This window comes from Sungkyunkwania multivorans (genome assembly GCF_042675645.1).
Taxonomy (GTDB): domain Bacteria; phylum Bacteroidota; class Bacteroidia; order Flavobacteriales; family Flavobacteriaceae; genus Sungkyunkwania; species Sungkyunkwania multivorans.
Map to the genome: position 1 here is coordinate 24,134 of NZ_JBHTJH010000010.1, position 21,165 is coordinate 45,298.

24 protein-coding genes are annotated in these 21,165 nt (G+C 41.2%); 17 read left to right on the plus strand and 7 right to left on the minus strand.

What is annotated here, in order from left to right; translation table 11 throughout:
* Nucleotides 1-9: 9 nt before the first annotated feature.
* The 6 genes from ACFQ1M_RS10185 to ACFQ1M_RS10210 all read right to left on the minus strand — a co-directional run bounded on the left by ACFQ1M_RS10185 (nt 10) and on the right by ACFQ1M_RS10210 (nt 5,645).
* Complete coding sequence (locus ACFQ1M_RS10185) at nt 10-1,284, minus strand: DUF2851 family protein (protein ID WP_386407822.1); 1,275 nt, start codon at nt 1,282-1,284, stop codon at nt 10-12.
* Between the two features lie 124 nt (nt 1,285-1,408).
* Nucleotides 1,409-1,720 carry a rhodanese-like domain-containing protein gene (locus tag ACFQ1M_RS10190; protein ID WP_386407824.1) on the minus strand — a complete coding sequence of 104 codons (312 nt, stop codon included), beginning with the start codon at nt 1,718-1,720 and terminating at the stop codon, nt 1,409-1,411.
* Nucleotides 1,721-1,826: 106 nt separating this feature from the next.
* The gene (locus tag ACFQ1M_RS10195; protein ID WP_386407826.1) at nt 1,827-2,435 is read right to left on the minus strand and encodes a thioredoxin family protein; all 609 of its coding nucleotides are present in this window, start codon (nt 2,433-2,435) and stop codon (nt 1,827-1,829) included.
* Between the two features lie 5 nt (nt 2,436-2,440).
* The gene (locus ACFQ1M_RS10200) at nt 2,441-2,986 is read right to left on the minus strand and encodes a TlpA disulfide reductase family protein (RefSeq protein WP_386407827.1); all 546 of its coding nucleotides are present in this window, start codon (nt 2,984-2,986) and stop codon (nt 2,441-2,443) included.
* 66 nt (nt 2,987-3,052) lie between these two features.
* Entirely contained in the window at nt 3,053-4,243 is a 1,191-nt protein-coding gene (locus ACFQ1M_RS10205; RefSeq protein ID WP_386407829.1) for a DUF1501 domain-containing protein, read from the minus strand.
* A gap of 10 nt (nt 4,244-4,253) precedes the next feature.
* The gene (locus tag ACFQ1M_RS10210) at nt 4,254-5,645 is read right to left on the minus strand and encodes a DUF1800 domain-containing protein (RefSeq protein ID WP_386407830.1); all 1,392 of its coding nucleotides are present in this window, start codon (nt 5,643-5,645) and stop codon (nt 4,254-4,256) included.
* A 151-nt stretch (nt 5,646-5,796) separates the two neighbouring features.
* On the opposite strand from ACFQ1M_RS10210, the gene ACFQ1M_RS10215 reads away from it, so the two are divergent.
* From ACFQ1M_RS10215 to ACFQ1M_RS10275, 13 genes are all read left to right on the plus strand, one after another.
* Complete coding sequence (locus tag ACFQ1M_RS10215) at nt 5,797-6,246, plus strand: MarR family winged helix-turn-helix transcriptional regulator (protein ID WP_386407832.1); 450 nt, start codon at nt 5,797-5,799, stop codon at nt 6,244-6,246.
* Nucleotides 6,247-6,265: 19 nt separating this feature from the next.
* On the plus strand, nt 6,266-6,829 hold the full coding sequence (locus tag ACFQ1M_RS10220) for a YceI family protein (RefSeq protein WP_386407834.1): 564 nt from the start codon (nt 6,266-6,268) through the stop codon (nt 6,827-6,829).
* A gap of 276 nt (nt 6,830-7,105) precedes the next feature.
* Nucleotides 7,106-8,503, plus strand: a complete 1,398-nt coding sequence (locus ACFQ1M_RS10225; RefSeq protein ID WP_386407836.1) for an anthranilate synthase component I family protein — start codon at nt 7,106-7,108, stop codon at nt 8,501-8,503.
* 5 nt (nt 8,504-8,508) lie between these two features.
* A complete protein-coding gene (locus ACFQ1M_RS10230; RefSeq protein ID WP_386407838.1) occupies nt 8,509-9,072 on the plus strand; it encodes an anthranilate synthase component II in 564 nt (187 codons plus the stop codon).
* Nucleotides 9,073-9,154: 82 nt separating this feature from the next.
* Nucleotides 9,155-10,147 (plus strand): anthranilate phosphoribosyltransferase, encoded by a 993-nt coding sequence (trpD, locus tag ACFQ1M_RS10235; RefSeq protein WP_386407840.1) that lies wholly within the window; start codon nt 9,155-9,157, stop codon nt 10,145-10,147.
* Between the two features lie 52 nt (nt 10,148-10,199).
* The gene (gene trpC / locus ACFQ1M_RS10240) at nt 10,200-10,982 is read left to right on the plus strand and encodes an indole-3-glycerol phosphate synthase TrpC (RefSeq protein WP_386407842.1); all 783 of its coding nucleotides are present in this window, start codon (nt 10,200-10,202) and stop codon (nt 10,980-10,982) included.
* Nucleotides 10,983-11,140: 158 nt separating this feature from the next.
* A complete protein-coding gene (locus tag ACFQ1M_RS10245) occupies nt 11,141-11,830 on the plus strand; it encodes a phosphoribosylanthranilate isomerase (RefSeq protein ID WP_449343013.1) in 690 nt (229 codons plus the stop codon).
* Between the two features lie 14 nt (nt 11,831-11,844).
* Nucleotides 11,845-13,029 carry a tryptophan synthase subunit beta gene (gene trpB, locus ACFQ1M_RS10250; RefSeq protein WP_386407846.1) on the plus strand — a complete coding sequence of 395 codons (1,185 nt, stop codon included), beginning with the start codon at nt 11,845-11,847 and terminating at the stop codon, nt 13,027-13,029.
* Between the two features lie 174 nt (nt 13,030-13,203).
* Nucleotides 13,204-13,965 (plus strand): tryptophan synthase subunit alpha, encoded by a 762-nt coding sequence (trpA, locus tag ACFQ1M_RS10255; protein ID WP_386407848.1) that lies wholly within the window; start codon nt 13,204-13,206, stop codon nt 13,963-13,965.
* A complete protein-coding gene (locus ACFQ1M_RS10260) occupies nt 13,962-14,522 on the plus strand; it encodes a hypothetical protein (RefSeq protein WP_386407850.1) in 561 nt (186 codons plus the stop codon). Before trpA ends, ACFQ1M_RS10260 begins: the two co-directional genes overlap by 4 nt.
* A gap of 333 nt (nt 14,523-14,855) precedes the next feature.
* Complete coding sequence (locus ACFQ1M_RS10265) at nt 14,856-15,275, plus strand: hypothetical protein (RefSeq protein WP_386407852.1); 420 nt, start codon at nt 14,856-14,858, stop codon at nt 15,273-15,275.
* A gap of 163 nt (nt 15,276-15,438) precedes the next feature.
* Nucleotides 15,439-16,092, plus strand: coding sequence for an NAD(P)-dependent oxidoreductase (locus ACFQ1M_RS10270; protein ID WP_386407854.1), 654 nt, complete (start codon nt 15,439-15,441; stop codon nt 16,090-16,092).
* A gap of 206 nt (nt 16,093-16,298) precedes the next feature.
* Complete coding sequence (locus tag ACFQ1M_RS10275; RefSeq protein WP_386407856.1) at nt 16,299-16,862, plus strand: hypothetical protein; 564 nt, start codon at nt 16,299-16,301, stop codon at nt 16,860-16,862.
* Between the two features lie 125 nt (nt 16,863-16,987).
* On the opposite strand, the gene ACFQ1M_RS10280 is transcribed toward ACFQ1M_RS10275, so the two are convergent.
* Nucleotides 16,988-17,464 carry a cupin domain-containing protein gene (locus ACFQ1M_RS10280; protein WP_386407858.1) on the minus strand — a complete coding sequence of 159 codons (477 nt, stop codon included), beginning with the start codon at nt 17,462-17,464 and terminating at the stop codon, nt 16,988-16,990.
* A 223-nt stretch (nt 17,465-17,687) separates the two neighbouring features.
* Between ACFQ1M_RS10280 and ACFQ1M_RS10285 the strand changes: the two genes are divergently transcribed.
* From ACFQ1M_RS10285 to ACFQ1M_RS10300, 4 genes are all read left to right on the plus strand, one after another.
* On the plus strand, nt 17,688-19,088 hold the full coding sequence (locus ACFQ1M_RS10285; protein WP_386407860.1) for an alpha-amylase family glycosyl hydrolase: 1,401 nt from the start codon (nt 17,688-17,690) through the stop codon (nt 19,086-19,088).
* Between the two features lie 108 nt (nt 19,089-19,196).
* A complete protein-coding gene (locus tag ACFQ1M_RS10290; protein WP_386407862.1) occupies nt 19,197-19,826 on the plus strand; it encodes an L-2-amino-thiazoline-4-carboxylic acid hydrolase in 630 nt (209 codons plus the stop codon).
* Between the two features lie 72 nt (nt 19,827-19,898).
* A complete protein-coding gene (locus tag ACFQ1M_RS10295; protein WP_386407864.1) occupies nt 19,899-20,222 on the plus strand; it encodes a hypothetical protein in 324 nt (107 codons plus the stop codon).
* 282 nt (nt 20,223-20,504) lie between these two features.
* Nucleotides 20,505-21,068 carry a mycothiol transferase gene (locus tag ACFQ1M_RS10300; protein ID WP_386407866.1) on the plus strand — a complete coding sequence of 188 codons (564 nt, stop codon included), beginning with the start codon at nt 20,505-20,507 and terminating at the stop codon, nt 21,066-21,068.
* Nucleotides 21,069-21,165: the final 97 nt, after the last annotated feature.

The following is a 21,165-nucleotide window of genomic DNA, read 5'->3' on the forward strand; positions in this document are numbered from 1 at the left end:
TGCAAAATACTAATTTCTACCTAATAATTCGTTACCTATAGCACATCGCAGGCATTGGTGCTTTTCACAATAAAAAGATTTGAGCTGAAGCAACGCCTGCGTTTCCACAGCGCTCTCGGTCACTTTTGTCAAAGAATTGAATTTTCTCACGATCGCATTGTCTTCAGGTTTAATGTCTTGCGCAAGTTTTAAGATCCCGTCAACATCACTTTTCCCTTGTTGTTGCATATAACAAAACTTGATCGGGATGATGGTATTTAGAAGCAGTAGATCGATGAAATCTTTCGACAATGATCTTGCTCTCTTCTTTGATTGAATTCCAAATCCGTAATGACGCTCCCAATATTCCGAAACCCCAGTTCTTAGTTCATCATAGAATTCCTTTCTAGACTCCAAACGCATAAGTGTAGAGAAAATTCCTTTCTTCGTATGGTACAAATTGGCCAGTTGTGCCAATCTGATCGTGGGAAAGTTGTTGGGACGCAGCCGGAAGAATTGTGGAACTGGCACAGTCGCATTCGCTAAATGGAATTTGCGCACCAGATATTCATAGTCTTTTTTCAATCTCTGAAAATAGGCGTCTTCAACACTATTTTCTAGCAATCCAGCCTGTCCCAACAACAAGGCCTCAAGTTGTGATAGATCCTGTTGAAGTCTTCGCAATAAAGAAAAGTCGAAAGATCTAGACATCGCAAAGAATGCTTCCCCGTTCACTTTGAGTCCGAAGCTCTTGGCCATCATCTTGAAAAGAACCGCCTCCCAATCGTTATTCGAGCTTTCTAGCAGTTGTAAAATAGGTTGTGATTTCTGTTCCAAACGTTCTATATAAAGACGTTCGAGCCAATGATCCCAAACAAAATCGTCAACTACACTAAGATCATTTTCACAGGGAATCCAGCGCTGCATATTTGCAAACAGCATATGATAATTATCCAAAGTGCCTTTATCGATCACTTCCCTTAATTCTAGTACAGGTATACGCTCGTTATTTTTTCTGAAGACCTCTGCATCATGCTCCCAAACGACGTGAAGAATGACATTGTCGTAGCTTGTGTCTTTCTGATGTTTATGGGAGTACCAGTCGGAAGACCTTAAATGGATCTCCACATTGCCGGCCCAGAGCTGGTCGGCTATCCTCACTTTTGCATTAAAGAAATCTGGACCAGAGTTATGATTATGATCACCCACAGAGAGGACCTCCACGGTTTCTTCCGTATTGGTCTTTAAATTCAAAGTATTGAATTTTTTATATTTCCATATATAATGTAGGAAGTCTTCTTTCATATTCGACCTATGAAAGTACAAAATATATTGTTCGAATTATCAAAAGCTGAAATCGCTTTTTCTTGGAACAAAAAATCCCGTCGAAAGACGGGATGTATTATTGATTTGGATTCGTTTTTCGCGATTACTGTACAACTTCGCCTTCCCATTCCATAAAACCACCCTTTAGATTGTAGGCGTTTTCAAACCCAAGTTGATTCATGATGGCACATGCTTGACCGCTGCGGTTTCCAGAGCGACAATAGACATAATAGTTCTTGTCTTTGTCCAGCTTTTCAACCTCATCGATAAAGCCCTGCCCAAGATAGATATCGATATGCTTGGCATGGGGAATATATCCTTCTTCGACCTCTTGATCCGTACGGACATCCAATATTACTGCATTGTCATCGTTGTTCAATCGATCGGTCCATTCTTGTTGTGATAGATCTGCCATAATATTTCTTTTGGCTCCAAAAATACTATTTTTAGCAAGATTATTCCGAATGAAAAATCCGAGACCTTTCAGACCTCGGATCATTTTTTTAAAAAGGGGTCGCATCTTAAACTTTGATGGAGCAACCGATGGCCTTTGTCGTTTTTATAGGCACTTCATTTCCATTTAAAAGCGCATCTACCGCATCTTCGACATATCTTTTAGATACCGCATCCGCGTTTCCATAGTTATTATCAACAGCTCCGATATACTTTACTTGCATTCCTTTTGGTGTCTTTTGAAGCACATACATGTGCGGTGTTCTTGAGGCGCCAAACTTTGGATAAACCTTTTGACCATCGTCAAACAAATAAGGAAACGTAAATCCTTTCTCCTCTGCCCTCACTTTCATCGCCTCGAAACTGTCGCCAGACTTCACGGCCGGGTTATTCGGGTTGATGGCAATCACTGGATAGCCTTTTTTCTTGTATTTCTTATCCAACGCGATCAATCGATCTTCGTAAGCCACCGAATAAGGGCATGTGTTACAGGTAAAGGTGATGATAAATCCTTTCGCGTTGTCGTAGTCTGCCATGGAGACCATCTTTCCATCCACGTTCTTTAACTTAAAATCATCTGCATAATCTCCGATCTCATAGCCATCTTCTAGGTTTACCGTAAAGGCAGTGAGTACAAAAACGGTGGCTAGTGCTAAAATTCCGGTTAGTTTTTTCATATCATCTAGTTTAAATATTGCTTTAATTCAGTTTCCAGTTCTTCATAGGTAAATGAACGCTCAAAAAAATCACGCTTATCCCTATTATATATTAAGGTGGCAGGTATGGCTCCGGACCATTCCTTATTCACCTTCGGTATCCAACTATTTTGGTCGGGGTCGTCTAAAAAGATCACCGTGCCTTTAAGATCGTGTTTTTTGACAAAAGGAACCAATTGCGATTCGATCTTGGAAGGAAAATCCAAGCTCACCAAGATCAGCTCTACACCCTGTTCTTTATATTTCGAATACAATTCTTCAAAATAGGGCAATTCCTTGACGCAAGGGGCGCACCATGTAGCCCAAAAATTGACTACATAGGTTTTGTCATCATCCTTATGCAGAAGCGGTGAGAATTCTTCGAAAGTGTACCTTGGTATGCTATGGGAAGCCGTAATGGTCGCTTCGTTCTTTTCGACATTTTGAGTTGCTTCAGTCGATTTTTCATCAGCCTTTTTTGCACATGAAGCAATAAGGAGCACTAATGTCAATAACAAGTAAGAATAGCGCATTGGACTTGAATATTTGGATTAAAATTAACCAAGATATCCATGGCTGCCGTCGCGTTTAACAAAAATTTATAGGATATTTAACGGCCTAAAATTCCCGAGCAACACTCGCTCAGAATCCACTTGCAACCATTTTTCGAGCATGGTCGCGTAAAGATCCCTAAAATCTATGTTGAACTTGATATCCCCATTGGCATCCAGATCACTTAGATCTGGCATTGCATTGAAAATTCCTTGCTTCTTCAATTTATTTCCGATGATAAAAATATTGTTTGCAGCACCATGATCGGTACCGCCGGCGGCATTTTGCTTCAGTCTACGTCCAAACTCCGAGAAGGTGAAGATCAAGGTGTCGTTCAGGGTGCCATTGGCTTTCAGGTCCTCGACAAAAGTTTTGATCCCTTCGGCATATATTTTGAGCAATCGCCCTTGCTGGCCCAGCTGATTCGCATGCGTATCAAATCCGCCGAGAGAAACATAATATACGCTGGTATCTAAGCCCGAGTTGATGAACTCTGAAACGGTCTTCAATTGCTTTCCAAAGGCATTTTGAGGATAGGTAACCTTGGTTGTAAAGGTTTTTGACGTTTCGTAAATATACCTGGCAGAAGATTTGGCCTCATTAAAGGTCTTATATAAATATCCGAGGTTGTGTTCGCTTAAATGAGCATCTTGCTGATGGCGACTCAATTCATTGAAGTACGGATTCCGCGAAGTCTCATAGAGCACCTTGGCATTTTTTGTGGCGATGCCATTGATCTTTTCTCCTTTCATGATCAGCGACATCGTATCGTCTATCTCGATACCTTGATAGGGTCTTTCGGCATGGTTGTCCAGATATCTTCCAAACCAGCCCGTCTGTAAATATTCGCTGCTACTACTAGCTGTGTGCCAAATATCTGATGACCGAAAATGCGAACGGTCGGGGTTGGGGTAGCCTACATTGTTTATGACCGACAAATATCCTTGGTCATAAAGTTCTTTTAATTCCTTCAAACCAGCATGCAAACCAACCTCATCATTCAATTTTATTATCTCCCGGGGAGGAAGAGCGATTCCTCTCCGATTTTTATAATAGATATCGTTTTGGAATGGTACAACGGTATTAAGCCCATCATTTCCGCCAGTTAGTTGAATTACTACCAATCGCTTTCCCTGAAATATTGACATGCCTATCTTATCGAAAGCCTGCAAAAAACTCGGTACCAATAGAGCGCCACTGGCGAGTGAACTTCGTTTTATAAAATCTCTTCTCTTCATAGTTGCAGTATTAACAAAGTTGATATTCTGGCAATGACATTAGCTGAATAAGAAACTCCTTTTTTGGTACATCGCTTTTTGTATTCAGAAATGACCTTGTGGTATCGGTCAAACGCCCATTGAGAATTATATCTCGAAGCTCATGATGAGTCAGTGCACCATAATGTCTGTCTGCATATTCCCAATCTGCGGTGATATTTAGCCTTCGTTTCAGATTACTTCGCTTGGCATAGCGTTTTTTAAAACTATCCTCAAATGCCCCTTTTTCATCAAAGGCGATGAAACCATTATTCAGCAGTATCGAGGATAGCCTCATCCGTACCATCATCGTATTGGCATTGATCCAACCTCTACCGCCTTCCCATCCTGCGACATTGGGAGGATACAGCAATATTTGCCCTAAGAGGTTTTGTATATATCTCAGCTGCTTCACTTCATTGAATTTGAAGGGAACTGTTCTATACATTCCAGCTAGGAGGTCCATTGGAGATTTGATCTTGCCCCCAATATTTTTGTTGTCATAGAACCAATCGGAATTAAAGACATAACGCATTAGTTTTTCGATATCATAATCTGCGTAGAAAACATCCGTCATCGCTCGTAAATGATCTTCACTTACATTATCGTTGACAAAATAGGCATAGATCTTTCTACATATGAATGCTGCACATTCACGTTTCTCCAAGATCAGGTCGATAATATCTTCTCCATCAAAGTTGCCGGTCTTTCCAAAGAAGGTCTTCTCCTCGTAATCGTGCTGCCGCATCACAAATCGAAAGGCTCCTCTAAAATCATGATTCCAACCGGTAAAGGCGCGTGCCGCCTCTTTGATATCGGTCTCAGAATACTGCCCCCTTCCCAAAGTGAACAACTCCATCAATTCTCTGGCAAAATTCTCATTGGGCTGATCCTTTCTATTTTGTTTGTTATTCAAATATTTGATCATGGAGGCTTCTCTAGAAATGGCTTTTACAAAATCTCTAAAGTTTCCCAAGGCATATTTCCTTAAGGTATTGTTGTACTGTTGAATATGAAGGATGTTAAGGTCCCGACACACAAAATGATTGGCCCAGAACAGTGTCATTCGCTCTCGCAAAGGTTCTTCGGTGGTGCAAATACGTTTGATCCACTCGCTGTTCAAGTCACCTACTCTATCCTTGCTTTGTTTGATTAGTGCACGAATCTCGTCTTTCTTTGCCAAGAGATTCTTATCCTTCAAAGCCTTATCGATCTCGGGTGTTGGAACGGTAAGTCTCTCAAAATTTGAAGCCTGCGTAAAGAGCTCGTCAACTAGTTTCTCGCGTTCAATGCCATCGAGCGATCTTACGATTGATACATTCGACCCAAATCCCGCTCTCCAATAAAGGTGCTTGATCTCTTTGGAAGTCATCTTTTTACTCATGGTATATTGACCTTTGAAAACAGAAATGGTTTAATAGTGAAGATAAAATAAACCATCTAGAAAACGTTTTTAACAAAATTTTATCATTCCTAACGACTGCAGTTCAAAACATAATCATACATTTGTATATACAAATATTGTTCATACAATTATGACTATTGAAGAAGCGATCAAGGCGACCAAACCCATGGACATTCACACGAAAACCATCATTAATTTGATGTATACGTCCAATTTCGTGGTGGACAAGATCACCGAAGTACTTAAAGAATATGACCTTAGTATGCAACAATACAATGTACTCAGGATTTTAAGGGGCCAAAGGGGAAAACCGGCCAACCTCTCGACGATTCAGGAGCGAATGGTAAATAGAATGAGCAACACCACACGATTGGTAGACAAGTTGATCGCTAAGAAATTAGTAAATCGCATCACTTGTCCGACCAACCGCCGTAAAGTAGAGATCACCATTACCAAGAACGGCCTCGAATTGTTGAATACCTTAGAAATTATAGAAGGACTTAATAAACAGATGTTGACAGATCTTTCAAGAGAAGAGATGGAAACGCTGAATACATTACTCGATAAACTAAAACAATAATCCATTAACACTATTCAAAATGAAAAAGAGAATTTTCACAACATTATTTGCATTTACCCTTGTCGTAGGAGCTACCTTGGCTCAAGAAAAAACTGTAAAGACCGATGTTAGTACGGTCACCTGGAAGGGTTACAAAGTAACTGGGTCTCACGAAGGAACTGTTAACCTAAAAAATGGAACGCTGAAGTTTGACGGAGATAAATTGGTAGGAGGATCATTTACAGTAGACATGACTTCGCTAACGGCTACCGACCTCGAAGGTGAATATCAGCAAAAACTCAATGGACACCTTAAGTCTGATGATTTCTTTGGCGTATCCAATCACCCAACTGCCACTTTGACCATTGATAACGCAGAGGCAACTGGTAAAAACTCCTATTCTGTAAAGGGTGATATCACGATCAAAGGCACCACCGAGCCTATAAATTTTGATCTTTCCGTCTATGGAAGTAAAGCAACTGCTACGCTTAAATTAGATAGGACAAAATTTGGTCTTAAGTATGGATCGGGAAGCTTTTTTGACAATTTAGGGGATAAGACCATCTATGACGAATTCGATCTAGTGGTCGACCTTCAGTTTTAAATGACGTAATTCAAGGTTCCCCCATCCCGACACTTATGTTGATTTCAACACAGGTCGGGATTTTTTTGTTTGGATTTTTAATTTGCGAAAAAAAGCCCGCCAATTTTCGTTTGAAATTAAAAATTACATTCCTATATTTGAACCAACAAATGAAAACGAGAATTACAAATACATGGTGGTGGTCAATCGAAATCTAAATTTCGTGACCTAAGCTATTGTACAAAATCATATCAACAGCCTGTCGTCACGACAGGCTTTTTTTATTTAGAAAGAATAATGTATCCATTAAAGACAACGTATACCAAAATCCTCTCGGACACCATAACTCCGGTTAGTGTCTATCTCAAAGTGCGAGACCGCTTTCCCAACAGTATACTGTTAGAAAGTAGTGATTATCACGCTAATGACAACAGCTTCTCCTACATCTGTTTCAATCCTATTGCATCTATAAACGTTGAGGATGAAGCGATAAGCACAAAGTTTCCTGATGGAACGACCCAGACCAAACCTATCACCGACGATATCGATGTGCCCTCCGAAATCGAACAATTTGCCAATCAATTCCAAGTAGAAAAGAATGGCTTCAAATTCATCAATGGTGGGCTGTTTGGTTATATTGCTTACGACGCCGTCCGATATTTTGAAGACGTAACCATCGCAAAGAAGGACAATAGCGTTGCCATTCCAGATATCCATTATGCCGTTTATCAAAACGTCATTGCCATCAACCATTTTAACAATGAGGCGTACATCTTTGCGCATTGCTACAAAACTGAAAGTAATGTCGATGACATTGAGCAATTGCTCCGTGTAAAGAATTTTGCCTCCTTCACCTTTCATAAGGATGGTGAAGGCACTTCCAATTTAAAGGACGAAGAATACAAAGAGCACGTGGCTCTCGCCAAGAAGCATTGTGCTCGAGGCGATGTCTTCCAGTTGGTACTTTCGCGAAGATTTTCACAAGGTTTTAAAGGGGATGAGTTTAATGTATATCGCGCGTTGCGAAGCATCAATCCTTCCCCCTACTTGTTCTACTTTGATTATGGTGATTTTAAGATCTTCGGAAGCTCTCCCGAGGCACAGTTGGTGGTGAGCAATGGCAAGACCGAGATCCATCCCATTGCAGGTACCTTCAAACGAACTGGAAACGACGAACAAGATGCCGAGTTGGCAAAGAAACTGGCCGTAGATGATAAAGAGAATGCAGAACATGTGATGCTTGTGGATCTAGCGAGAAACGATCTAAGCAGAAATGGCAATCACGTGCAAGTGGAGACCTATCGCGAGGTACAGTTCTTTTCACATGTCATCCATCTGGTCTCGAAGGTCACCGGACAAAAGAAACCCGAAATCTCTACCATGCAAGTGGTTGCAGATACCTTTCCCGCCGGTACGCTCAGTGGTGCGCCAAAACCAATGGCATTGCAGCTCATAGAGAAATATGAAAAGACCGGTCGTGGCTATTATGGTGGGGCCATCGGTTTTATGGATTTTGAAGGTAATTTTAATCATGCCATCATGATTCGTACTTTTTTGAGTAAGAATCATCAGCTGCATTTTCAAGCAGGTGCCGGACTCGTCAACAGATCAGATGCTGAAGACGAATTGCAAGAGACTTACAATAAACTTGGGGCTTTGAACAAAGCATTGGAAATTGCCGAACGCATAAAGTAAAGAAGATGAAGAAGATATTAATGATCGATAATTACGACAGCTTTGTGTACAACCTGGTTCACTATTTAGAGGATCTTGGCTGTGAAGTTGTGGTAAAGCGCAATGACCAATTGCACCTAGACGACGTTGAAGCCTTTGATAAAATAGTGCTTTCTCCTGGGCCTGGAATCCCTAATGAGGCGGGACTGCTCAAAGCCATCATAGAAAAATATGCAGCTACCAAAAGTATTTTTGGTGTATGTCTTGGTCAGCAGGCCATCGGAGAGGTCTTTGGAGGACGATTGGTCAATCTAGATGAAGTATATCATGGCGTCGCCACAAAAATAACCATCACCAAAGACGACAAACTTTTTGAAGGTTTGCCAAAAGAATTTGAGGTAGGTAGATATCATTCTTGGGTGGTGGATACTAATTTGCCCGATAGTCTGGAAGCCACCTCCTTTGACGAAAACGGACAGATCATGTCGCTTCGCCATAAAGAATATGACGTTTGTGGAGTTCAATATCACCCAGAATCTGTATTGACCCCAAATGGAAAGAAAATTTTAGAAAATTGGCTGAACAGTTGATCAGTGATGAAAAATGAATTAAACAATAATTAAAACGACCTAGACTCCCTCTCCTTGGGGAGAGGGTTGGGGTGAGGGGAAAATGAAAACAATATTAAATCGATTGATCAATCACGAAGTCCTTAGCAAGGATGAAGCTAAGCAGGTCTTGGTCAACATTGCAAAGGGCGATTATAACCACAGTCAGATCGCTGCTTTTTTAACTGTATATATGATGCGTAGCATCACTATCAAAGAATTGGAAGGCTTCAGAGATGCGCTGTTAGAGCTTTGTTTGGCAGTCGACCTGTCGGCCTATGACCCAGTGGACCTATGCGGTACCGGTGGCGATGGCAAGGATACTTTCAACATTTCCACACTTTCATCATTTGTTACAGCAGGAGCAGGTATTAAAGTGGCCAAACATGGTAACTATGGGGTCTCCTCTTCCTGCGGAAGCAGCAACGTTATGGAATATCTAGGAATCAAGTTTAGCAATGACAGAGATTTTCTTGAAAAGTCGATCGACAAGACCGGTATCTGCGTACTGCATGCTCCGCTGTTCCATCCAGCGATGAAAAATGTGGCTCCCATTAGACGAGAGCTTGCTGTAAAGACATTCTTCAATATGTTGGGGCCGATGGTAAATCCTGCTTTTCCAAAGAATCAAATGGTCGGTGTCTTTAACTTAGAATTAGCCAGAATGTATGGCTATCTATATCAAAATACCGATAAAAGATTCACCATTTTATATGCCTTGGACGGCTATGACGAAATCTCACTGACCGGAAATACAAAGACCATCTCCAATAATGCAGATGGCATGCTCAAGCCTGAAGATTTTGGGGTTTCGGCGCACTCACAAAGAGATATCTACGGCGGTGATACGGTGGAGTCTTCGGCCGAGATATTTATGAATGTTATCAGCGGAAAAGGCACGGCAGCCCAAAACAATGTGGTCTGTGCCAATGCCGGAATGGCCATCGCCACCGTCAAAGGTCTACAGCCTAGAGAAGGGTTTGAATTAGCAAAAGAATCCCTAATGGGTGGAAAGGCATTGGAAACACTAAAAAAGTTACAAGAATTGAGTAAATAATAAATCACCTTTACTCCCTCTCCTTGAGGAGAGGGTTAGGGTGAGGAGACCTATGAACATACTAGACAAAATAATAGCCGATAAACACAAAGAGGTCGCTCTTAAAAAAAGCATCGTTCCCGTTTCTCAATTGGAAGCCACGGTGCTTTTTGAAAGAGAAACGATTTCATTGACGAATACTTTAAGAAATAGCAACACAGGGATCATCGCCGAGCACAAACGACGTTCGCCCTCCAAAGCGGTCATCAATCAAAAGGTGAGTGTACAAGATGTTGCAACGGGCTATGAAAAAGCTGGCGCTTGTGGGATGTCTGTTCTCACCGATGGTAAATATTTTGGAGGGTCGTTGGACGATCTTTTATTGGCAAGAGCAGCGGTAGAGATGCCGCTGCTTCGCAAAGAATTCATCATCGACGAATATCAGTTGTTAGAAGCCAAGGCGCATGGAGCCGATGTTTGCTTGCTGATAGCCGCATGTTTGACCAAGGATGAGATTAAAAGTCTTTCAACCTTTGCTAAAAGCTTGGGTCTTGATGTGCTCTTAGAAGTTCATAATGAAGAGGAATTGCACCGATCGATCATGCCAAGTTTGGATATGTTGGGGGTGAACAATCGAAATTTAAAGACCTTCGAAGTTTCACTCGAGACGAGCAAATCGCTTTCAGAATTGATCCCTGACAACTTTGTAAAAGTATCCGAAAGCGGAATCAGCAATATGGAAGCCATTAAGGAATTACGTCCATACGGTTACAGCGGCTTTTTGATCGGAGAGAATTTTATGAAGACCGACGATCCGGGAGGCAGTGCAATGGAGTTTATAAGAAAACTTAAATAGAGCTCCTCCCCTTGATGAAGGGAAGGTGTCCGCGATAGCGGGCGGAGGGGTCTGACCTCCATGAAATTAGGTCAAATAAAAATAGATTCCTGCCCCTGTCTGCCGACAGGCAGGTACGCAGGAAATCGCAGATTCAACAGCGTTAATGACAAAGAAATATGAAACTAAAAGTTTGCGGAATGAAATACCAAGATAATATCCAGTCGGTTGCAGCCTTGCAACCCGATTACCTGGGCTTTATATTTTGGGAACCATCCTCAAGATATTTCAAAGGTGATATTCCGCAGTTACCCAAGCATATCAAAAAAGTGGGTGTCTTTGTTGATGCTCCTGTCGAAGAAGTTATCTCAACAGTTGAAAAACACGATCTTCAAGTCGTGCAGTTGCATGGGAAAGAAGATGCAGCCTATTGTAGAAAGTTTCGATCACTTTGTCATTCCTCACTTCCTGCCCGACAATCAGGCGGCGATGCGGAATCTATTGAAATCATCAAAGTCTTTTCGATAAAGGATGATTTTGACTTTTCGGTATTAAGGGATTTTGAAGGAGTATGCGATTATTTCCTTTTCGATACCAAAGGAAAATTGCCCGGTGGAAACGGCTATGCCTTTGATTGGACTGTATTAGAAAATTATCCTTCGAAAAAACCTTTTTTCTTAAGTGGTGGCATTGGGTTGGAAGAAGTGGACAATGTTTTGTCATTCCTGCGCAGGCAGGAATCAAATTACTGTCACGCCATCGATGTAAACAGCAGATTTGAGATCAAAGCTGGATTGAAGGATGAGAAGAAATTAAAAGAATTTGAAAACACATTAAAAAAGAATGGATCCCTGCCTGCGCAGGAATGACAAAATAGTATGCCATGAAATACAACGTCAATAAAAAAGGATATTACGGAGAATTCGGTGGCGCCTATATTCCCGAAATGCTCTATCCTAATGTAGAAGAATTGCGCCAGAAATATTTGGAAGTGATGTACGAAGATTCCTTTCAGAAGGAATTCAACCAATTGCTGAAAGATTATGTGGGACGTCCATCGCCGCTCTACTTTGCCAAGCGCCTTTCGGAGAAGTATAACACCAAGGTATATCTTAAACGTGAAGACCTCAACCATACTGGCGCACACAAGGTGAACAACACCATCGGGCAGATCCTCATGGCCAAGAAATTGGGTAAGAACCGAATTATTGCCGAAACAGGTGCCGGACAACATGGTGTGGCCACCGCTACTGTCTGCGCTTTGATGGGCATCAAATGTATCGTGTATATGGGCGAGATCGACATCGCCCGCCAAGCCCCCAATGTGGCACGGATGAAAATGCTCGGTGCTGAAGTTAGGCCAGCACTTTCTGGCAGTCGCACTTTAAAAGATGCGACCAACGAAGCGATCCGGGATTGGATCAACAACCCTGTGGATACGCATTACATTATCGGATCGGCCATCGGACCACATCCCTATCCGGATATGGTCACAAGATTTCAATCGGTGATCTCGGAAGAGATCAAGTGGCAATTAAAAGAAAAGGAAGGTCGTGAAAATCCCGATTATGTTGTGGCATGCATCGGTGGTGGAAGTAATGCTGCAGGCACCTACTACCACTTTTTAGAAAATGAGGAGGTGGGCATCATCGCCGTGGAAGCAGCCGGAAAGGGCATCGACTCGGGTGAAAGCGCTGCCACCTCCAAATTGGGAAGTGAGGGCATCATCCATGGCTGTAAGACGCTCCTGATGCAAACGCCCGATGGGCAAATCACCGAGCCTTATTCCATCTCGGCCGGACTGGATTATCCCGGTGTAGGACCCATGCACTCGCATTTGTACAAATCGGGTCGTGGGGAGTTCTACTCGGTGACCGATGATGAGGCGATGACCGCAGGATTGGAGCTCTCACAATTGGAAGGTATCATTCCAGCGATCGAAACGAGTCATGCATTGGCCATTTTTGACCATAAGAAATTTAAGAAGGACGATATCGTAGTGATCAGTCTTTCAGGAAGAGGTGATAAGGATTTGGATACATATATCGATTATTTTAAATTAAAATAAAAACTTTCACTTCCGCGCCCGCCTACCGGACGGGCAGGAATGACAGGTCAAAAATAATAGGTAGGAAATCGCAGATTCAACAGCGTTAATGACAATTCAAGGATGAAACGAAAATAATTGAGCCTTTCTGTTTGTATAGCAGGCAGGCGCGGGAATGAAAAAAAATTAATTTAAATGAACAGAATAAACAAAAAACTACAAGAGAATAAAAAACTCCTATCCATATACTTCACAGCGGGATACCCTTCTCTGGAGGACACCGCCACTATCATCAAAGAATTAGAAAAGAACGGGGTGGATATGATAGAGATCGGTTTGCCCTTTAGTGATCCTTTGGCAGACGGACCCACTATACAAGACAGCTCTACTGCCGCGCTAAAAAATGGCATGACCACCGAGAAACTCTTTCAACAGCTTAAAGACATTCGCAAAGAGGTGCAGATCCCGTTGATCGCTATGGGCTACTTTAATCCTATGATGCAATATGGCGTAGAGGCCTTTTGTGCTAAATGCCAAGCGTTGGGCATCGACGGTTTGATCATCCCCGATCTGCCGGTAGATGTGTATCACGAGGAATACCAGGCCACCTTTGAAAAATATGGCTTGATCAATGTGTTCTTGATCACCCCGCAGACCAGTGAGGAGCGTATTCGGTTTATCGATAGCGTGAGTAACGGTTTTATCTATATGGTAAGCTCTGCCAGTGTGACCGGCGCAAAGAACACCTTTGGGAATGCGCAAAGCGATTATTTTGACCGTATCGCCAAGATGGAGCTAAACAACCCGCAGATCGTCGGTTTTGGGATCAGCAACGCCGAGACCTTTGACCAGGCCACCAAACAGGCCAAAGGTGCCATCATTGGCTCGGCCTTTATAAAACATTTGACCAAAGAGGGTGTGGGAGGGATTGGAAAATTCGTAAAGACCATTCGATGACAGATAAGCTTCATGAAATTGAATTTAGATTGTCTTATCAAGAATCGCATTTCAAGGAAGTATTCGAAGACGTTTATGACCTGAAAAGACGAAAGAGAAGAAAAGCTGATGCTAAAATTATCGTTTTTATTTTCCTTGTCCCGATCATCGTCGGATTTATCTATGGCCCAAAAAGCACTTCAGAATGGTTCTTTATTTTTTTCCTCTGTCTTGGACTTCTAATGGCTACCTTAGATTTTAAAAGCCATTCCGAATCACTAAAAAAAAGTCGCAAGTGGATAGAAGATTTCTACCAACTTAACCACAGTTATAAAGAACACAAGCTCAAATTAAACAATAAGAGCGTCTGCCTTATACAAGACAAAGATGTATTGGAGGTTAACTGGGAAAACATTGCTGAACATCAAGTGGCAGCGGACTATATTGTAATCCACTACCAACATTCGGGGAAGATAGTTCTACCCCGAAATTCTTTCGTTAATAACGATTTTGAAGATTTCTTAGCCACGTTCAAACGAAGAATCTTTTGGCCATATGAACTGAAAAAACGAACTTAGGAAAACAAGAAATTATAGAAATCAATCCGCTACATTGATTAGCTTTTAACGGATGCCCATATTTATTCATAAATAATATTAGTTTAGCGCTTCAACGAAAATCAAAGATCGCCGATAATTCTGAAAGCTAGGTCAAAAGTGCTTTAACTCCCCAACTACGGAAAATCCGTAACCATTTCTCCTAAAAACTTCTTATTTTGGACTAATAATGAATCGACCTGGACTTGAGTCGCCCAAAATAGAGGTATAAATGGTATGATCGAATCAACATGATGAGAATAAACGCTATAGTGTTTATATACAAGTTAGCATTCATTTTAAAAATTAAATTATTTGAAAAAAGTTCTCATTTCTATCTCAATAATTATCCTTTTCTTTCTTTTTATCTATATCATAGAAACTAGACTTTCCATGCCCAGTGGTGTTCAAATGAAAATAGACGAGATTGCAACAGGATATGAGGGTATTATTTTTGACAAATTCTCGGTTCGAAAGACAAAACCAACTCATTTAAAAATAAAAACAGCAACGGGATTTTTTGAAATTTCTCCATATCAGAAAATAGTCGATTCTGCAGAAGTTGGAGATAGTCTGATTAAACCTGCAAATCAAAATTTTGTGTACCTAAAAAAAAGGAATGGACAAGTTCAGGAAATATTTTATACAAAATTGTCTATGAAGACCAGGAACCACAGATCATTTCCAAAAGAATGGAAGAAAAAATGGATGGAGTCCAGTGAGTGGGACAAGTAAAAAATAAAATGCCAACAATACGAATAATCCATTACGGGCGGTTTTCCTAAACGGAAATCCTCGCTTATTTATTAATTTAGCGCTACGGTGTTAAAGTCTGCGGATGTTTTCCACAACGTTTCATACCCTATTCGTTCACAACAATAAAACCAACAACTTGCAAATGAAAATATTGATATTAGGTGCAACTGGAAGAACTGGAAAATTAATTCTAGAAGAAGCCCTATATCAAGGTTATGAAGTGCATTGTTTGGTTCGAGAACCGAAAAAAATCAAGGAAAATTCTAAAAAATTACGTGTTTTCCAAGGTTCGCCCGAACGGATGTCCAATCTGGAAAATGCAATTGACGGTTGTGATGGAATCATTAGCGCTCTAAATATATCTCGAAAATCGGATTTCCCTTGGTCCAGGCTAAGAACACCACCAACGTTCCTTTCTGACGTGATGAAAAATATAATTTCGCTTTCAAAAGAGAAAGAAATTAGAAGAATTGTGGTCTGTTCGGCTTGGGGCGTTGCCGAAACCGAAAAGGAAATCCCATTTTGGTTTAAATGGTTTATAAAAAATAGTAATATCGGAGCTGCCTATAAAGACCATGAACGACAGGAAAATCTATTAAAAAGGTCGAATTTAAAATGGACGATCGTACGACCAACCGGACTGACCAACTTTAAAAAGGAAAAGAATAGAATTGAGAGCTATGACAACGAGCCCAAACCAAATCTGACGATCAGCCGTAAAAATGTCGCAAAATTTATGGTCGATGCCCTGAAAAGGGATGAGCTCATTGGACATGCACCGGTAATTTCGGAATGAAAAGTGAAAAAAAACACTGTTGTCAACAACACACAACCGCAATTACGTCCGAATCCCTACCTTCGCAGGCAGGCAGGCACTCGGAATTAGCTTCGTTAAATCTTTGATTTGCTATTGTTAGTACCAAATCCTAAATTAACACTCATTAACCTATAAATGACGCCTACACAGAACCCTTCTAGCATCTTAGATCAAACCAAAAACAAATGGGCAAAACTATAATATCATTGCTGCTATTTGCAGTCGTATCCATATCCTGCAACAACGCTGAAAAGGAAATTGACAAAGTTGAAATCGCTAAACAGTACTTTGAGGTTCTTGACAATTCGGACTACGCTAAAATGTCGGACTGGTTTGCAGATAGCCTGAAAACGATAGAAGGAGAACATAAAAGCGTATACTCCAAGACCGAATATTTGGAGTTTTTAAAATGGGATTTTGTTTTTGACCCTGACTATGAGATACTCGAAATTGAACAAAAGGACGGAATGGTCAAAGCAAGAATTTCAAAGACGGACAAGCGAATTTCTTTTCTTCACGAAAAACCATTCATAACAAATCAAACTCTCAGGTTTCAAAAAGATAAAATAATCAGTGTAGAAATAGATTACGTGAATTTTGATTTTCCAACATGGGAAAAAAATAAAAATAGACTTTTGAGCTGGATTGACAAAAATCATCCTGAATTAAATGGATCTATCAACGACCTGACAGCGGATGGTGGAATGAAACTTTTACAAGCGATCGAATTATATAAAGACAGAAAATAACATGCCGAAAAATTGTAATGTCATAAGTACGGAGGTCGATGATCATTCCGACGATGCATTCCAAAACGAAACCATCACCGAAACTACAACGCAGCTTCAATTATCTACAACCCAACCCCCTATCTCTATTTCCCCTTTAGTTTTTGGGCCACGCTGTCATAGTATGCTCGAGTAAGCTTTTCCGTCCAGATGGTGGGTTGCTTCCCATAAATCGCGATATAGGAGACCGAACTGTCCGCCGAGGAGGTATGCCAGTGTTCTGTGTCCTTCATACAATGGATCACATCTCCCTTTTTGATCACAATGGGCTCCTTCCCTCTTTCTTGGTAATAACCCTCACCTGCGACCACGATGATCACCTGATTCGTAACATGTTTGTGCCAATCCAAGGTTGCGTTGGGACCAAAAGTTGCCTGCGTGATGTTCTTGTCAAAATCATCATCTGCCTTTACCAGAAAATTTAACCAAGCATCACCAAGATGATGTGTATTGGGGGCTTTTACGCCTTCACTCAAATAGGAACTTAGGGCGTACTCCTCGTTTTGAGCATGTACAAACAAGGGTAGCGCGGCGACTATCATTATAACCAGACCTTTTATCATTTGTTTTTTATTTGTGATTCCAAACTACAGAAAGATAGTGATTCTAGTCCATAACTTGAATGGCGTTTGACGTTTTACCCCTGAATCTCAAGCCTTTTTGCTAAATTTATAGTGATGTCAGAATGCCACATACGAACCATTTTGCAGTAACCCAGTGTCAAAACCTTTCTACTTCTTCGTCATTACCAATTTTTGATAAGTAGCGAGTAATACAAAAGAGATCATGAAAAAAATCAAACAATGCCTATTCTTCGGAATGAGCCTCATCCTACTGGGGTGCCAAGATCATACCAAAGAACAAAATGAACCTACTTCTTCGTCAAATGCATACAGTCCGGAGGCATATGTAAAGATCACGCATCCCGAGTGGAGCAAGAATGCAACGATCTACCAATTGAATACAAGACAGTTTACAGAAGAAGGAACCTTCAAGGCCGCGCAGGACCATCTGCCGCGTTTAAAGGAGCTTGGTGTGGACATTATTTGGTTGATGCCAATTCACGAGATCGGTATAAAAAACAGAAAAGGCACGTTGGGAAGCCCCTACTCCGTCAAAGATTACTACAGTGTGAATCCCGAATTAGGCAGCTTGGAAGACCTTAAGGGCTTTGTAAAAGCGGCTCATGGCCAAGGAATGTATGTTATCCTAGACTGGGTGGCCAACCATACCGCTTGGGACAATGTCCTGGTGAAAGAGCATCCAGAATGGTATGATAGAGATTATAAGGGCGACTTTAGACCGACGCCTTGGTGGGATTGGTCAGATATCATCGATCTGGACTTCAATAACTCTGGCGTTCGCCAGTATATGACAGCTGCCCTTAAATATTGGGTGAAAGAAGCTGACATCGATGGGTACCGATGTGATGTGGCTGGTTTTGTGCCTGTTGATTTTTGGACCCATGTCCGTAAAGAGTTAGATGCCATAAAACCTGTCTTTATGCTGGCCGAATGGGAGTCGCGTGATCTTCATGCCGAAGCCTTCGACATGACCTACGCTTGGAGCTGGAATGAAACCGTACATAATATCTGTATGGGTCGGGCCAATGTGAATGGCCTATACATCTACTATTCTTGGAATGAAAGCGCATTCCCCAAAAATGCCATGCGAATGACATTTGTGAGCAATCATGACAAAAATGCGTGGGAGGGTACTATGTGGGAACAATTTGGCGATGGGCTAAATGCGGCGATCGTACTTTCTGTTGTGGGAGAAGGGTTACCGCTTATTTATAACGGACAAGAAGCGGGGAATACTAGGCGTTTGGCATTTTTTGAGAAAGACCCCATCGTTTGGCAAAAACACTACATCGGCGATCTATACAAAGAGCTTTTCGCGCTATTGAAGGAAAATACCGCCCTTTGGCATGCCAAATGGGGCGCCACCATGATCAAAGTTCCGAATTCCTCAGAAAATGACATTCTCAGTTTTGTTAGGGAAAACGAAAAGGACAAAGTTTTTGCGATCTTCAATTTTTCAGATAAAACCCAAAAGGTCAACTTTAAAGAAGCACTTTATCATGGTGACTATGTCGATTACTTTACAAAAGAGGACGTGGCCTTGAAGGATAACTTCGAAATAACATTGGACGCTTGGGCATACAAGGTCTTTGTGAAAAGATAAGATCGGGTAGACAACAAAAGAAGGGAGACATCAGAACGCTGCCGATCGAAGAAGATCTGTCTTCATTTTTAAAGAAACATCATCATATTCTGGATAATCATTTCGCTAATGACCACAGACAAACGAATAGCAAGAGTCACGAAATTCGCAAAAGAGGTGCTAGCACAGAAATATCCTGCGGAACAATGCCATAGTATCATGGCTTCGATAGCTTCTAACTACAAAGAGATCCAGAAAGACATACCAGTGTTTAAGTCGTCCTTTAATCGGATGCTCCTACAGATATCTGTAGATAGTCTAGCTTTCTACAGGGCGTTGCGAACCGAATTGGAAAAAGATGATGCCCTAAAAATGATCCTGCCCTTTGTAAACAGATGGATGGACGGACAATTTGACAACTGGATCGCAAGAAAAATTTATAGAAATCGATTTCTGCATAGAATTTATAGACGTTGGTGGTTTGCTCGAACCAATAAGGCAAATGACCCAGAAGGACAGCAATTTGAATATTTAAAACCCACTGGGAACTTATTTTACGGCGTCAACGTGCTTAGATGTGGTCATGTCCATTTTCTAAAAAAGATGAACGCTGAAGAGTTGGCACCCTATATGTGCAAGGCAGACCTCTATATCCAAAAATATTTACCCAAAGGCATTGTTTTTAAGCGAAGTCAAGTCATTGCAGAAGGGGCGCCTTATTGTGATTTCAGGTATGTTATTGATGAATCTGGAAAATAGTTGTAATATAAAGCATGGAGTCATAACGCGTTCTGCAGAAAACGCAAAGGGTCCATATCAAAAACTTTAAAAATGGAAAGAATCGTCATCGTAGGATACAAACCTCTAAAGGGAAAAGAGGAAGAATTAAAACAATTGGCCAAATCCCATTGGAACAGCTTACATGACCTGGGGCTTGTTACCCATCGAAAACCTATCGTAATGGAAGCTGAAGGCGGCACCATCGTCGAAGTCTTTGGGTGGAAATCAAAAATGGCCATGGAAAAGGCCCATGCCGACCCCGAAGTTCTCAAGATGTGGAAGAAATATGCCGAGGTCTGCGAATATATTCCAATCGGAATGGTCGAAGAGGCCCAACAGGTATTCTCAGAATTTAACTCGATGAATATCGATTGAACAGCAACTGGAGCGACAGAAGATGCAAATCATTGGTGGAGCGTAGCCTTTATTTGAGGTCTCAACAAAATGGGTGAAATAGAATAAAACAAGCACATCAGAAGTCTTTTAATCATAGAAAATTGATGCGTAGGAATGGTGCTTCTAGCATTTTACAAGAAGTCCATAAAGATGATTTACTCGAAATAAAGACCAACACGCCGCCAGTATTAATAAATATTTAAGGGTCTGTTCTAGAATGTTTTAATAATTTTAGAATCGACAACCTTTAAAACTCATCGTATGACTTCCTTAAAAAGAATCGTCTTTCTTTTCGTTTTTTGCTTTTCCGTGTTAGGAGTAAATGCACAGTATGAAATTAAACCAGTAGAAGGCTATACTCCGCAGATAGGCGTCATGGTAAATATGCTTGAAGATCTAAAGAGTAGAATTACAGAAATGACGCACGATCTGAGTCAAGAGGAAACGGATTTCCTATTCGACGACAAGGCCAATAGCATTGGGGCCTTGATCATGCATCTGGCCGCGACAGAATCATATTATCAGGTTGAAACCTTGGAAAATCGCCAATGGACCGAAGAGGAATCGGAATTCTGGGGGATAGCTACTGGCTTAGGTGAAAAGCAACGAAAAGAGTTACAAGGAAAACCCATATCATATTATTTGGACCTTTGGGATGAAGTTCGGAGCAAAACACTTAAAGGTCTCAAAGCCAAAGATGATATTTGGTTTGCGGCAAATGTGGATGAAAACGTGAACAACCATTGGGCATGGTTCCATATTTTGGAACATTCGGCGAATCACATGGGGCAAATTTCATTGGTGAAGAACAGACTTCCTGAGTAATCCTTTTTCTAACCGCAAGTCCATGTTCCTTTGCATTTAATGCCTAACGATGAATAGAACAAATGTTGAATATGGCATTTTAGTGGTCGTGATCTAT

Excerpts from the sequence above, each read along its gene's own strand:
- ACFQ1M_RS10245 (WP_449343013.1), top strand. The coding sequence starts at position 11,141 with ATGAAACTAAAAGTTTGCGGAATGAAATACCAAGATAATATCCAGTCG.
- ACFQ1M_RS10270 (WP_386407854.1), top strand. The coding sequence starts at position 15,439 with ATGAAAATATTGATATTAGGTGCAACTGGAAGAACTGGAAAATTAATT.
- ACFQ1M_RS10225 (WP_386407836.1), top strand. The coding sequence starts at position 7,106 with ATGTATCCATTAAAGACAACGTATACCAAAATCCTCTCGGACACCATA.
- trpA (WP_386407848.1), top strand. The coding sequence starts at position 13,204 with ATGAACAGAATAAACAAAAAACTACAAGAGAATAAAAAACTCCTATCC.
- ACFQ1M_RS10260 (WP_386407850.1), top strand. The coding sequence starts at position 13,962 with ATGACAGATAAGCTTCATGAAATTGAATTTAGATTGTCTTATCAAGAA.
- ACFQ1M_RS10200 (WP_386407827.1), bottom strand. The coding sequence starts at position 2,986 with ATGCGCTATTCTTACTTGTTATTGACATTAGTGCTCCTTATTGCTTCA.
- trpB (WP_386407846.1), top strand. The coding sequence starts at position 11,845 with ATGAAATACAACGTCAATAAAAAAGGATATTACGGAGAATTCGGTGGC.
- ACFQ1M_RS10300 (WP_386407866.1), top strand. The coding sequence starts at position 20,505 with ATGACTTCCTTAAAAAGAATCGTCTTTCTTTTCGTTTTTTGCTTTTCC.
- ACFQ1M_RS10290 (WP_386407862.1), top strand. The coding sequence starts at position 19,197 with ATGACCACAGACAAACGAATAGCAAGAGTCACGAAATTCGCAAAAGAG.
- ACFQ1M_RS10295 (WP_386407864.1), top strand. The coding sequence starts at position 19,899 with ATGGAAAGAATCGTCATCGTAGGATACAAACCTCTAAAGGGAAAAGAG.
- ACFQ1M_RS10230 (WP_386407838.1), top strand. The coding sequence starts at position 8,509 with ATGAAGAAGATATTAATGATCGATAATTACGACAGCTTTGTGTACAAC.
- ACFQ1M_RS10185 (WP_386407822.1), bottom strand. The coding sequence starts at position 1,284 with ATGAAAGAAGACTTCCTACATTATATATGGAAATATAAAAAATTCAAT.
- ACFQ1M_RS10205 (WP_386407829.1), bottom strand. The coding sequence starts at position 4,243 with ATGAAGAGAAGAGATTTTATAAAACGAAGTTCACTCGCCAGTGGCGCT.
- ACFQ1M_RS10220 (WP_386407834.1), top strand. The coding sequence starts at position 6,266 with ATGAAAAAGAGAATTTTCACAACATTATTTGCATTTACCCTTGTCGTA.
- ACFQ1M_RS10215 (WP_386407832.1), top strand. The coding sequence starts at position 5,797 with ATGACTATTGAAGAAGCGATCAAGGCGACCAAACCCATGGACATTCAC.
- ACFQ1M_RS10210 (WP_386407830.1), bottom strand. The coding sequence starts at position 5,645 with ATGAGTAAAAAGATGACTTCCAAAGAGATCAAGCACCTTTATTGGAGA.
- ACFQ1M_RS10195 (WP_386407826.1), bottom strand. The coding sequence starts at position 2,435 with ATGAAAAAACTAACCGGAATTTTAGCACTAGCCACCGTTTTTGTACTC.
- trpC (WP_386407842.1), top strand. The coding sequence starts at position 10,200 with ATGAACATACTAGACAAAATAATAGCCGATAAACACAAAGAGGTCGCT.
- trpD (WP_386407840.1), top strand. The coding sequence starts at position 9,155 with ATGAAAACAATATTAAATCGATTGATCAATCACGAAGTCCTTAGCAAG.
- ACFQ1M_RS10275 (WP_386407856.1), top strand. The coding sequence starts at position 16,299 with ATGGGCAAAACTATAATATCATTGCTGCTATTTGCAGTCGTATCCATA.
- ACFQ1M_RS10285 (WP_386407860.1), top strand. The coding sequence starts at position 17,688 with ATGAAAAAAATCAAACAATGCCTATTCTTCGGAATGAGCCTCATCCTA.
- ACFQ1M_RS10190 (WP_386407824.1), bottom strand. The coding sequence starts at position 1,720 with ATGGCAGATCTATCACAACAAGAATGGACCGATCGATTGAACAACGAT.
- ACFQ1M_RS10280 (WP_386407858.1), bottom strand. The coding sequence starts at position 17,464 with ATGATAAAAGGTCTGGTTATAATGATAGTCGCCGCGCTACCCTTGTTT.